Here is a 13,099-nt window from a genome sequence, read left to right as displayed (position 1 = left end):
AAGGCGACAGCGACATCCGGGCTACATGCTACTGCGGCTACGAGGCTGCGGCAGGCGTCACTCGCTCTTCTCGACGTTCCAGAACACCGGCACCGCCTGCCCCTCCAGCACGCCGCTGATCGACTTGCGCCAGGCGCTCGGCATGAACCATTGGCCGAGCGGCACGTAGATCACCTGCTCATAGACCTCCTGCTGAATCTCGGCTGCGATCCGCTTTCGATCCTCGGGCGTGGTGGCCTTGGCGAAGGCATCGCGGAGCTCCTCCATCTTCGGATCGTCGGGCCAGCCGAACGGGCTCTTCTGGCCGCGCGCGCCGACGAAGGTGCTGCCGATCGGGTTGCCGGAATCGGCGATCACCGAGTTGGTGAAGAACATGTTCCAGCCGCCCTCCTTCGGCGGCTTCTGGCTGGCGCGCCGGGTCACCACGGTCTGCCAGTCCGTCGTCTGCAGATCGACTTTGAATCCCGCCGCGCGCAGCAGCTGCGCGGCGATCACCGGCTGCGCCTTCAAGGTGATGGCGTCGCCGGGGGCGAGAATCACCACCGGCGTGCCGTCATAGCCCGCCTCGGCGAGCAGCTTCTTGGCCTGCTCCATGCCGTTGCCCTTGACCAGCGTCTCCGAGCCGACGTCGGCTTCCAGCGGGGTGCCGCAGCCGAACACGGCGCCGCAGATCTTGTAGTACTTCGAATTGCCGACCAGCGCGTCGAGCACGTCCTTCTGGTTCAACGCCAGGAACGCCGCCCGGCGAATCTTCACATTGTCGAACGGCGGAAACAGGAAGTTCATCCGGCCGAGCGTCTGATAGCCGAACTTGTTCAGCACGTTCATCTTGATATCGGGATTGGCGGCGAGCAGCGGCTCGAGATCGAGCGGCGGAAACTCCATGAAATCGACATCGCCGGACTGCAGCGCATTCACCGCTGTCTGGGCGTCCGGCATCGCGATCCATTCGACGCGATCGACCTTCACGACCTTGCCGCCGGCGGTCCAGCTCGGCGGCTCCTTGCGCGGCACGTAGTCGGTGTTCTTCTCGTAGACCGCCTTCACGCCGGGCTGAAACTCGGCCTTGACGAACTTGAACGGGCCGGAGCCGATCTGCTCGGAGATCTGCTGGTTCGCCGGCGTCTCGGCCAGACGCTTCGGCATCATGAACGGCACGTAGGACGACGGCTTGCCGATCGAGTCGAGCACGAGGCCGTACGCCTCCTTCAGCTTGAGCGTGATGGTCTTGGCATCCGTCGCCTCGAGCGAAGCTGTCGCCTCCATCAGCTTCTGGCCCATGCTGTCGTTGCGGCTCCAGCGCTTCAGCGAGGCCACGCAGTCCTCGGCGGTGACATCAGCACCGTCGTGCCATTTCAGGCCGTCGCGCAGGGTAAAGGTGTAGGTCAGCTTGTCGTCCGACACCTTCCAATCCGCCATCTGCGGCTGGACCTGGAAGTTGGCGTCGGTTCCGAGCAGGGTGTCGTACACCATGTAGCCATGGTCGCGGGTGATGTAGGCCGGCGTGAACACCGGATCGATCACGCGGAGATCAGAGTGCATCACCGCCGTGATCGTCTTCTTGCCGGCAGCGAAGGCTTTGGTCGTCATTCCCGCCGAGACGGCAAGGGCCGCAGCGACGAGACAGGACACGAGCGCGGATGACGTCCGGCGCGAAGGATGTGGCATGCGATCTCTCTTGACGTGAGCTTTCATCAGGCGGCCCTGACACCGACCAAGGCGCGGCGAGCGCTTGCATCGCGTCCGCAGACGCTTAGGCGACGCCCGCAGAGACTTGCAGCAGTTCCACCGCTCGTCAATTGTCTTGGCCGCATGGGCGCGCGGCAAAGCCGGCACGGGCTGGCAGTGAGCCGATAGTGTCCCGCCAGCTGGAACTCTGCACCGGCTGCTCCGTTGAGAGCGCGACCAGGAGCATGACGATGCCGATCGAAACCACCGAGCCGCAGGGCAATCGCCGCCCTGCCGCACCGATACCCACCAGCAACAAGCCGTCGCGGGATCAACTCACGCCGCCGCTGATGGTGGATGGGTTGGAAGCCGTTCGTGACACGCACTGCTGAGCGCCGTTTGCTCCAGCCATTGACGGCGAAGAGCTCGGACGCAAACAGCTCGCAAAAACAGCGCGGCGGGTCCCCCTCGCCGCGCTGTGCATTCGACTACCCGGTCGTGATCGCCACCGGCCGGCGACTTAGTCCTTCTTCTCGATGTTCCAGAAGATCGGCGTGGCCGGGCCGTCGAGCACGCCGGTCAACGTCTTGCGCCACACGCTCGGCTGCAGATACTGGCCGAGCGGCACATAGATCACGCGCTCATAGTTCAGCTTCTGGATCTCGGTCGCGATCTTCTTCTGCTCCTCGGGCGACGATGCGCGTGCATAGGCGTCACGCAGCTTCTCGATGTCGGCGTCCTCGGCCCAACCGAACCAGCCGCCCTTGGTGCCACGGCCGCCGACCGACACGTTCGCCACGGGATTGGCGACGTCGGCGCCGACCCAGTTGGTGAAGAACATGTTCCAGCCGCCCTCCTTCACGGGCTTCTGGCTGGCGCGCCGCGTCACCACGGTCTGCCAGTCGGTCGCCTGCAGGTCGACCTTGAAGCCGGCCTCGCGCAAGAGCTGGGCGGCCACGACGGGCTGCGCCTTGAGCGCGATCACGTCGCCGGGCGCCATGATCGCGATCGGCGTGCCGTCATAGCCGGATTCGGCGAGCGCCTTCTTCGCTTCGGCCATGCCGTTGCCCTTGATCAGGGTCTCGGCCCCGACGTCGGTCTCCAGCGGCGTGCCGCACACGAACACCGCGCCGCAGATCTTCTGATACTTCGGATTGCCGACGAGCGCGTCGAGCACGTCCTTCTGGTTCAGCGCGAGGAACGCCGCGCGGCGCACCTTCACGTTGTCGAACGGCGGATTCAGGAAATTCATGCGGCCGAGCGTCTGATAGCCGAACTTGTTGAGCACCTCGGTCTTGAGCTCGGGGTTGGCCTCGAGCACCGAGAGCAGCTCGTAGGGCGGCGCCTCCATGAAGTCGATGTCGCCGGACTGCAACGCGTTCGCTGCGGTCTGGGAGTCTGGCATCGTGATCCACTCGACGCGATCGACCTTCACCACCTTGCCGCCCGCCGTCCAGCTCGCCGGCTCCTTGCGGGGGACGTAGTCGGTGTTCTTCTCGTAGACCGCCTTCACGCCCGGCTGGAACTCCGCCTTGACGAATTTGAACGGGCCCGAGCCGATCTGCTCCGCGATCTGCTGGCCCTGCGGCGTCTCGGCAAGGCGCTTGGGCATCATGAACGGCACGTAGGAGGACGGCTTGCCGATTGATTCCAGCACGAGCCCATAGGGCTCCTTCAACTTGAGAACGATGGTCTTGGCGTCCGGCGCCTCGAGGCTCGCCGTGAAGTCCATCAGCTTCTGGCCCATGCCGTCATTGCGGCCCCAGCGCTTCAGCGAGGCGACGCAGTCCTCGGCCGTCACCGGTGCGCCGTCATGCCACTTCAGGCCGTCGCGCAGGGTGAAGGTGTAGGTCAGTCTGTCGTCCGACACCTTCCAGTCCGCCATCTGCGGCTGGATCTTGAAATTGGAATCGGTGGCGACCAGCGTGTCGTAGACCATGTAGCCGTGGTCGCGGGTGATGTAGGCCGTGGTGAAGCCGGGATCGATGACACGCAGATCCGAATGCATCACTGCGGCGATGGTCTTCTTGCCGGCGGCAAGTCCTTCGGGCGCGAGCCCCGGCGCTAACAAGACGGCGGACGCAACAAGCCATGACGCGAGCGCGGAACGGGCCCGACGCGAATGAGGTGACATGCGATCTCTCTTGACGTGACGGGGTGAACGACGGCCTCGACGTGATCGAGACACGGCGACCGCTGGGCGTCGCACCATCATTTCCACGGGTCTGCGCCCAGCGTTCATTCCGCGCGCGAAGAGTTGCAACAGTTCTCGCGCCCGTCAATCGGCTTTGCTGTCGCCCGCGCAGCAGCCGTGCATCCGGTTACCAGCTTCGCTCCCGCAAGGTGAGCGAAGGCGCAGGGATACTATTTCTACGGGCGAGATCAGAAGGACGCAGCACCCGCCGTCCTGCCGCGCGGAATATGCCGATCGACGGCGGGCGCGCTGCCGCCCCGCGGCACGGTTACTTCGTCGACCCGGACGATCGCATAGAAAATGCGGCGGAGTTGCCTCCGCCGCATGGTCGTTTGCAGGATGGTGAGCGACCTACTCGCTCTTATCGACATTCCAGAAGACCGGGGTGGCCGGGCCGTCGAGCACGCCGCTCAGCGATTTGCGCCAACCGCTGGCATTGAGGTACTGGCCGAGCGGAATGTAGATCACTTTCTCGTAGTTCTGCTTCTGGATCTCGGCGGCAATCTTCTTCTGCTCCTCCGGAGAGGACGAGCGTGCATAGGCATCGCGCAGCTTCTCGATCTCGGCGTCTTCGGCCCAGCCGAACCAGCCGCCCTTGGTGCCACGGCCGCCGACCGACACGTTCGCGACGGGATTGGCGACGTCGGCGCCGACCCAGTTGGTGAAGAACATGTTCCAGCCGCCCTCCTTCACAGGCTTCTGGCTGGCGCGGCGGGTGACCACCGTCTGCCAATCCGTTGCCTGCAGGTCGACCTTGAAGCCGGCCTCGCGCAGCAGTTGCGCCGCCACGACGGGCTGGGCCTTCAGGGTGGTCACGTCGCCCGGGGCCATGATTGCGATCGGCGTGCCGTCATAGCCGGATTCGGCGAGCGCCTTCTTGGCCGCCGCCATGCCGTTGCCCTTGATCAGGGTCTCGGCACCGACGTCGGTCTCCAGCGGCGTGCCGCACACGAACACCGCGCCGCAGACCTTCTGGTACTTCGGATTGCCGACGAGCGCGTCGAGCACGTCCTTCTGGTTCAGCGCGAGGAACGCCGCGCGGCGCACCTTCACGTTGTCGAAGGGCGGGTTCAGGAAGTTCATGCGACCCAGGGTCTGGTAGCCGAACTTGTTGAGCACGTCGATCTTGAGCTCGGGGTTCGCCTCCACCACCGGCAACATGTCGTAGGGCAGGTTCTCCATGAAGTCGATGTCGCCGGACTGCAGCGCGTTCACCGCGGTCTGGGCATCCGGCATCGTGATCCACTCGACGCGGTCGACCTTCACCACCTTGCCGCCGGAGGTCCAGCTCGCGGGCTCCTTGCGCGGCACGTAGTCGGTGTTCTTCTCATACACCGCCTTCACGCCCGGCTGGAATTCCGCCTTGACGAATTTGAACGGACCCGAGCCGATCTGCTCCGCGATCTGCTGGCCCTGCGGCGTCTCGGCGAGACGCTTCGGCATCATGAAGGGCACCAGCGACGACGGCTTGGCAATCGACTCCAGGACGAGCCCATAGGGCTCCTTCAACTTGAGAACGATGGTCTTGGCGTCCGGCGCCTCGAGGCTCGCCGTGAAGTCCATCAGCTTCTGGCCCATGCCGTCATTGCGGCCCCAGCGCTTCAGCGAGGCGACGCAGTCCTCGGCCGTCACCGGCGCGCCGTCGTGCCACTTCAGGCCGTCGCGCAGGGTGAAGGTGTAGGTCAGCTTGTCGTCCGACACCTTCCAGTCCGCCATCTGCGGCTGGACCTTGAAATTCGAATCGGTCGCAAGCAGCGTGTCGTAAACCATGTAGCCATGATCACGGGTGATGTAGGCGGTGGTGAAGCCGGGGTCGATCACGCGCAGATCAGAATGCATCACCGCCGTGATCGTCTTCTTGCCGGCAGCGATGGCCTGGGTGCTCAGCGCCGTCGAGAGCGAAAGCATGGAAACGGCGAGGCTCGCAGCGAGCGTCAGACGTTTCCAGCGCGGGATGTGGAACATTACGAAGTCTCCTGGAGGATGATTTGACCTGAAACTGATCAGATTCAGATCATTCGTTGTGCGTGAAGATCATTCCTTGTGCGAACTAACACGCTGTAAGTCGTGAGCTTTCGACACTTGCAGAGGTCGTCTGTCGCGTCAATCCGCATTCAGCGCATGCCCGCTGCAGCTGACAATGCCGTTAACGCTCGTACAGCTTTCGCTTTACAAGTCGCCCGACTCCGTCTCGTGTGATGAGATTGCGACAACGCCGTGAAGAGAACTCAGATGAATCCAGCCCATCTTCCCTTTGATACCGAAGCCATGCTGCAGGGCTTGCGCGGCTGGGTGGAATGCGAGAGTCCGACCTGGGACACGGCGGCCGTCGAGCGGATGCTCGATCTCGCCGCACGGGACATGGCGATCCTGGGTGCGACGATCGAGCGCATCTCCGGGCAGCACGGTTTCGCCGGGTGCGTGCGCGCGCGCTTTCCGCATCCCCGGCAAGGCGAGCCGGGCATCCTCATCGCCGGCCACATGGATACCGTTCATCCGGTCGGGACGCTGGCCAAGCTGCCGTGGCGGCGTGACGGCAACCGATGTCATGGACCCGGCATCTGCGACATGAAGGGCGGCAACTATCTCTCGCTGGAGGCCATCCGGCAGCTGATCAAGGCGAGTGTCACGACGCCGCTGCCCGTCACCGTGCTGTTCACGCCGGACGAGGAGGTCGGCACGCCCTCGACCCGCGACATCATCGAGGCCGAGGCGAAGCGCAACAAATACGTGCTGGTGCCGGAGCCGGGCCGCCCCGACAACGGCGTGGTCACCGGCCGCTATGCGATCGCACGCTTCAATCTCGAAGCCACCGGGCGTCCCAGCCATGCCGGCGCGCGGCTCGGCGCCGGCCGTTCCGCGATCCGGGAAATGGCGCGGCAGATCATGGCCATCGACGCCATGACGACGGAGGATTGCACCTTCTCGGTCGGGATCGTGCATGGCGGCCAATGGGTCAATTGCGTGGCGACGACCTGCACCGGCGAGGCGCTCAGCATGGCGAAGCGGCAGGCCGATCTCGACCGCGGCGTCGAGCGCATGCTGGCGCTGTCCGGCACCACCGACGACGTCGCCTTCAAGGTGACGCGCGGCGTGACGCGACCGGTCTGGGAGCCGGATTCCGGAACCATGGCGCTCTACGACAAGGCGCGCGGCATCGCCGAGCAGCTGGGCATGTCCCTGCCCCACGGATCGGCAGGCGGCGGCTCCGACGGCAATTTCACCGGCGCGCTGGGCATTCCGACCCTCGATGGATTGGGCGTCCGCGGCGCCGACATGCACACCTTGAACGAATACATCGAGATCGACAGCCTCGCCGAGCGCGGCCGCCTGATGGCCGGCCTGCTCGCGACGCTGGCGTAGAATCGCCTCGGGGCAGGATCTCGTAATCTGCATGAGCGCAGCGACATGCCGGGTCCTCGCCGCTGTGCGAGAGCCCCCGAGGTCGCTTCGCTCTCCCGGGCTACGCTCCGCCTGCTGCGCAGCAGCACGGTTTCATTTTCCGGGACCAACAGAGCAAGTGGACAATCGCTCCGCAGCGCGCGCATGATGGCATGCGGCTTGCAAAGTTTTCGCGCGAAAGTTCGCCGCAAAGGGTCGCAACATTGTTCGCAAATGCGATGGTTCGCACGGCCGACGACGATCGTGTCATCCGCGCACACGAGCAGACGAGCGAACACCGGAGATCTTGAAAGCGATGACCATCGGTGACATGCACAATCACTCGCGACATCAGGCACGACACTCCCGCACCATGACAACGGTTCTTTCAAGATGATCGGTTATCTGCTCCGCCGCATTCTCGCTGCCATCCCGGTGATGGGCGTGGTGGCGCTGTTCGTCTTCCTGCTGCTGCGGCTGACGCCAGGCGATCCCGCCGCGATTCTCGCCGGCGACAACGCCACGCCCGAGCAGCTCGAGCGCATCCGCACCACGCTCGGCTTGAACGAGCCGCTCTACATCCAGTTCTTCACATGGATCAATCAGCTGCTGCACGGCGATCTCGGCGTGTCATTGATATCGAAGGTGCCGGTGCTGCAGATGATCGGGCAGCGTATCGAGCCGTCGATCTCGGTGGCGCTGTCGACCATCATCCTGTCGATCCTCGTGGCCGTGCCGCTCGGCGTGATCGCCGCGTGGAAGCACGGCACCTGGATCGACCGCTTCGTGATGGCACTCTCGGTGCTCGGCTTCTCGGTGCCGGTGTTCGTGATCGGCTACATCCTGATCCAGGTGTTTGCCATCAACCTGCGCTGGGTCCCGGTGCAGGGCTTCAAGAGTCTCAGCGTCGGCTTCGGACCGTTCTTCGAACGCATCATCCTGCCGACCTGCGCGCTGTCTTTCATCTATGTCGCGCTGATCGCGCGCATGACTCGTGCCGCCATGCTCGACGTGCTCGGCGAAGACTTCGTGCGCACCGCCCGCGCCAAGGGCGTCAGCGAGATCGCGGTGCTGCTGCGCCACGCGCTGCGCAACGCCGCGGTCCCGGTGATCACCGTCATCGGCTCGGGCTTCGCGCTGCTGATCTCCGGAGTCGTCGTCACCGAGAGCGTGTTCAACCTGCCCGGCATCGGGCGTCTCACGGTCGATGCCGTGCTGGCGCGCGACTATCCGGTCATCCAGGGCATGATCCTGCTGACCTCCTTCATCTATCTCGCGGTCAATCTGCTGATCGACCTCGCCTACACGCTTCTCGATCCCCGCATCCGCTACTGAGGCCTTAGCTCCGATGGCAATCGTCACCACTCCTGAGCCGTCGATCCCGGTCACCACGCGACTGGGCCCTCGGTTCGGCTTCCTGACATCGACCCCGATCATCGCCGTCGCCACGGTGTGCCTGTCGCTGATCGTGATCGTCTCGATCCTGGCGCCGCTGCTGGCGCCCCATGATCCGGTGCTGCTGGCGCCGGCTCAGCGGCTCAAGCCGTCGAGCGCGCAGTTCCTGCTCGGCACCGACGCCTACGGCCGCGACCTGTTGTCGCGCACCATCTATGGCGGCCGCATCTCGCTCCTGGTCGGCGTCGGCGCAGCGATCATCTCGATCGCGATCGGGCTCGTGATCGGCCTCGTCTCCGGCTTCTTCCGCTGGGTCGACGCCATCCTGATGCGGGTGATGGACGGCCTGATGGCGATCCCGAGCATCCTGCTCGCCATCGCCGTGGTCTCGCTCTCCGGCGCCAGCGTCGGCACCGTCATGATCGCGATCACCATCGTCGAGATCCCGCGCGTCGCGCGCCTCGTCCGCTCGGTCGTGCTCACCGCACGCGAGGAGCCCTATGTCGAGGCCGCCATTTCCTTGGGCACATCGATGCCCAAGATCATGTGGCGGCATCTGATGCCGAACACGATCGCGCCACTGATCGTCCAGGGCACCTACATCTGCGCTGCCGCGATTCTCACCGAGGCGATCCTGTCGTTCCTCGGCGCCGGCATCAGCCCGGAGACGCCGACCTGGGGCAACATCATGGCCGAGGGCCGCTCCTACTTCCAGATCAAGCCCTCGCTGATCTTCTGGCCGGGCCTGTTGCTGTCGATCGCGATTCTCTCGATCAACCTGATCGGCGACGCCGCCCGCGACGCGCTCGACCCGCGCATGAAGCAGCGCGAGGCCGGCAAGTGAAAATGGTTTTTTCGTCATCGCGAGCGAAGCGACGCGATCCAGGGTCCGCATCCGGAGCTCTGGATTGCTTCGTCGCTGACTCTCCATGCAATGACGGTGGAGAAATGAACGCATGACCAACACCATCCTCGACATCGACAACCTCGTCGTCACCGTCGGCAAGACGAAGAACCCGAACGGCCCGCGCATCATCGACGGCGTTTCGATCAAGGTCGAAAAAGGCGAGACGCTCTGCGTCGTCGGCGAGAGCGGCTCCGGCAAATCGGTGACCTCGCTGACCACCATGGGCCTCTTGCCGAAGAACGCGCTCCACCCGGTCGGCGGCAGCGTCAAGCTGGTCGGCGAAGAGCTGCTCAGCGCGACCGATCGCCGTCTGCGCGAACTGCGCGCCACCAAGATGGCGATGATCTTCCAGGAGCCGATGACCGCGCTCAATCCGGTCGTGCCGGTCGGCCGCCAGATCGACGAGGTGTTGCGCGCACATACGTCGCTCGATGCGCGGGCGCGCCGCAAGCGCATTCTCGACATGATGGAGCAGGTCCACCTGCCCGACGTCGAGCGCATTTTCGGCTCCTACCCGCACCGCCTCTCCGGCGGCCAGCGCCAGCGCATCATGATCGCGATGGCGCTGGTGCTCGAGCCAAAGCTGCTGATCGCCGACGAGCCGACCACCGCGCTCGACGTCACCACGCAGAAGCAGATCCTGTCCTTGATCCGCGAGCTGCAGCGCGATCACGGCACCGCGGTGCTCTTCATTACCCACGACATGGGCGTCGTCGCCGAGATCGCCGACCGCGTCGCGGTCATGCGCCAGGGCCGCCTGGTCGAGACCGGCGCGCTCGACAAGATCCTGCGCGCGCCCGAAATGGACTACACGCGCAACCTGCTATCCTCGGTGCCGAGCCTCATTCCGCGGCCGCCGCGGCCCGACAGCACCGAGCCGGTGGTGCTGGAGACCAACGAGCTCGGCAAGGTCTATCGCGAGCGCTCCTTCCTGGGTAAAGCGCGCGAGGTCGTCGCCGCGCAGAACGTCACGATCACGCTGCGAAAAGGCCGCACGCTCGGCATCGTCGGGGAAAGCGGCTCGGGCAAATCCACGGTGGCGCGCTGCATCGTGCGCCTGATCGATCCGACCTCCGGCGGCGTCCGCCTCGCCGGCCACGAGATCTCGATCCTGACGCGGCGGCTGCTGCAGCCGCACCGCAAGCGCATCCAGATCGTGTTCCAGGACCCCTACCGCTCGCTCAATCCGCGCCTCACGGTCGGCGAAAGCATCGCCGAGGGCCCGATCAACTACGGCACCTCTCACGACAAGGCGATGGCCCGCGCCCGCGAGCTGCTCGAGCTCGTCGGCCTGCCGGCGGACGCGATCTCGCGCTATCCGCACCAGTTCTCCGGCGGCCAGCGTCAGCGCATCGCGATCGCGCGTGCGCTCGCGCTCGATCCGGACGTGCTGGTGGCCGACGAAGCCGTGTCCGCGTTGGACGTTTCGGTACAGGCGCAGGTGCTGGAGCTGCTCGACGAGATCCAGCGCCGCCTCGGCATCGCCATCCTGTTCATCACGCACGATCTGCGCGTCGCCGCGCAGATCTGCGACGAGGTCGTCGTGATGCAGAAGGGCCGCATCGTCGAACAGGGTCCGGCCGGCGAGATCCTGACGCATCCGAAGGAAGCCTACACCAAGTCCCTGCTCGAGGCCGCCCCCGGGCGGAACTGGGACTTTGCCAACTTCCGCCCGGTGTCGGAGGCGGTGGCGTAGCGGCGCCACCAACCACCGTCATTCCGGGGCGTGCGCAGCACGAGCCCGGAATCCATACCCACAGGCGGGTGTGGGAATGTCGGCTGGTCGACGCGCGTGCTTCGCAACACCTGCTCGTGGTCATGGATTCCGGGCTCATCGCTGCGCGATGCCCCGGAATGACGCGCGGAGATAGCTCTTCGGACCGGCCCGCCGTCATCGTGGCCCGCATGCAAAACGGCATCGCTCCTTCGCTTGCGCGGGCCGCAACGCACAGTCTAACGTCGCCACTCCATCTCACGACCTGAGGCGAAGTAATGACGCGCGTCGCGATTGGCGGCTTCCTGCACGAGACCAACACCTTCGCACCGACGAAAGCGGATTACGACGACTTCATGCATGGCGGCGGTCGCGCCTCCATCGCCGACGCCGCGAGCGTGATGACGACGATGCGGGGCATCAATGCCGGCCAGTCGGGGTTCATCGCGGTCGCGGAAGCCAATGGCTGGAACATCGTCCCCAGCATCGCCTGCGCGGCAAGCCCGTCGGCGCACGTCACCAGGGACGCGTTCGAGCGCATCACGACCGTGATGGTCGACCGGATCAAGGCGGCCCTGCCGCTCGACGGCGTCTATCTCGACCTGCACGGCGCGATGGTGCCCGAGCATGTCAACGACGGCGAGGGCGAGATTCTGGCGCGGGTGCGCAAGGCGATCGGCCCCGATGTGCCGCTGGTCGCGAGCCTCGATCTGCACGCCAACGTCACGCCGGAGATGATGGCGCATGCCGACGCGCTGATCGCCTATCGCAAATATCCGCACACCGACATGGCCGACACCGGCCGCGCCTGCGCCGAGCATCTCGCGCTGCTGCTGCGCACGAAACAACCTCTGGCGAAAGCCTTCCGGCAGCTGCCGTTCCTGATCCCGATCAGCTGGCAGTGCACCAACGACCAGCCCACCAAAGGCATCTACGAGAAGCTCGCGGCGTTGCAGAGCGACGCCGTGCCGACGCTGTCCTTCGCGCCCGGCTTCCCCGCGGCCGACTTCGTGCATTGCGGCCCCAGCGTGTTCGCGTACGGCCGCACGCAGGCCGATGCGGACACCGCGGCAGATGCGATCGCGGCGATCGTCATGGGTCACGAGAATGATTTCGACGGCCGCATCTACACACCGGACGAGGGCGTGCGTCATGCGATGACGCTGGCGAAGAATGCGACCCGTCCGATCGTGATCGCCGATACCCAGGACAATCCGGGCGCCGGCGGCGATTCCGATACCACCGGCATGCTGCGCGCGCTGGTGCGCAACCGCGCCAGCCGGGCGGCGATCGGCATGATCTACGATCCGCAGGCCGCGCTGGCCGCGCATGCGGCCGGCGAAGGCGCGACCATCACTTTGTCGCTCGGCGGCAAGAGCGGCATTCCCGGCGATGCGCCGTTCGAGGAGAGCTTCATCGTCGAGAAGATCTCCGACGGCCGCTTCACAGCGCCCGGTCCGTTCTATGGCGGCCGCAAGATGGAGATGGGACCCTCCGCCTGCTTGCGCATCGGCGACGTTCGCGTGGTCGTGGCCTCGCACAAATCGCAGCTCGCCGACCAGGAGATGTACCGTTTCGTCGGCATCGAGCCGACCGAGCAGGCGATCCTGGTCAACAAGAGCTCGGTGCATTTCCGCGCCGATTTCGAGCCGATCGCAGAGCAGCTCCTGATCTGCGCCGCGCCCGGCGCAATGCCCGCCGATCCCTCCACCCTGCCCTGGGCGCGACTGCGTCCGGGCATCCGCCTCAAGCCCAACGGTCCGGCGTTTGAGGTGAAGGGATGAGTAGTTTGTCGAACCTGCCGGGGCCTCATGGTTCGAGACGCGCCGAAGACGGCGCT

9 protein-coding genes are annotated in these 13,099 nt (G+C 65.3%); 6 read left to right on the top strand and 3 right to left on the bottom strand.

The annotated features are described in order from the left end of the window. Window positions 1–57: 57 nt before the first annotated feature. Window positions 58–1,668, bottom strand: coding sequence for an ABC transporter substrate-binding protein (locus QX108_RS32730; protein WP_315786426.1), 1,611 nt, complete (start codon window positions 1,666–1,668; stop codon window positions 58–60). 251 nt (window positions 1,669–1,919) lie between these two features. On the opposite strand from QX108_RS32730, the gene QX108_RS32725 reads away from it, so the two are divergent. Then, the gene (locus QX108_RS32725) at window positions 1,920–2,060 is read left to right on the top strand and encodes a hypothetical protein (protein ID WP_172130935.1); all 141 of its coding nucleotides are present in this window, start codon (window positions 1,920–1,922) and stop codon (window positions 2,058–2,060) included. A gap of 128 nt (window positions 2,061–2,188) precedes the next feature. Here the strand turns inward: QX108_RS32725 and QX108_RS32720 are convergent, their stop codons facing one another. Both QX108_RS32720 and QX108_RS32715 read right to left on the bottom strand, forming a co-directional pair. Then, the gene (locus QX108_RS32720; RefSeq protein ID WP_315786423.1) at window positions 2,189–3,802 is read right to left on the bottom strand and encodes an ABC transporter substrate-binding protein; all 1,614 of its coding nucleotides are present in this window, start codon (window positions 3,800–3,802) and stop codon (window positions 2,189–2,191) included. Between the two features lie 411 nt (window positions 3,803–4,213). Then, window positions 4,214–5,827 carry an ABC transporter substrate-binding protein gene (locus QX108_RS32715; protein ID WP_172130937.1) on the bottom strand — a complete coding sequence of 538 codons (1,614 nt, stop codon included), beginning with the start codon at window positions 5,825–5,827 and terminating at the stop codon, window positions 4,214–4,216. Between the two features lie 267 nt (window positions 5,828–6,094). On the opposite strand from QX108_RS32715, the gene QX108_RS32710 reads away from it, so the two are divergent. From QX108_RS32710 to QX108_RS32690, 5 genes are all read left to right on the top strand, one after another. Next, window positions 6,095–7,225: a M20/M25/M40 family metallo-hydrolase gene (locus tag QX108_RS32710; protein WP_315786420.1), complete on the top strand. Its 1,131-nt coding sequence runs from the start codon at window positions 6,095–6,097 to the stop codon at window positions 7,223–7,225. 411 nt (window positions 7,226–7,636) lie between these two features. Continuing rightward, a complete protein-coding gene (locus QX108_RS32705; protein WP_172113867.1) occupies window positions 7,637–8,578 on the top strand; it encodes an ABC transporter permease in 942 nt (313 codons plus the stop codon). A gap of 13 nt (window positions 8,579–8,591) precedes the next feature. After that, complete coding sequence (locus QX108_RS32700; RefSeq protein ID WP_315719464.1) at window positions 8,592–9,482, top strand: ABC transporter permease; 891 nt, start codon at window positions 8,592–8,594, stop codon at window positions 9,480–9,482. A 112-nt stretch (window positions 9,483–9,594) separates the two neighbouring features. After that, complete coding sequence (locus tag QX108_RS32695) at window positions 9,595–11,241, top strand: ABC transporter ATP-binding protein (RefSeq protein ID WP_315786417.1); 1,647 nt, start codon at window positions 9,595–9,597, stop codon at window positions 11,239–11,241. Between the two features lie 296 nt (window positions 11,242–11,537). After that, window positions 11,538–13,043, top strand: a complete 1,506-nt coding sequence (locus QX108_RS32690; RefSeq protein WP_315786414.1) for a M81 family metallopeptidase — start codon at window positions 11,538–11,540, stop codon at window positions 13,041–13,043. Window positions 13,044–13,099: the final 56 nt, after the last annotated feature.

It is taken from the genome of Bradyrhizobium sp. SZCCHNR1002, from assembly GCF_032381435.1.
Taxonomy (GTDB): domain Bacteria; phylum Pseudomonadota; class Alphaproteobacteria; order Rhizobiales; family Xanthobacteraceae; genus Bradyrhizobium; species Bradyrhizobium aeschynomenes.
Note: the sequence above shows the minus strand (reverse complement) of the source record. Positions and strands in the feature narration are given on the sequence as shown.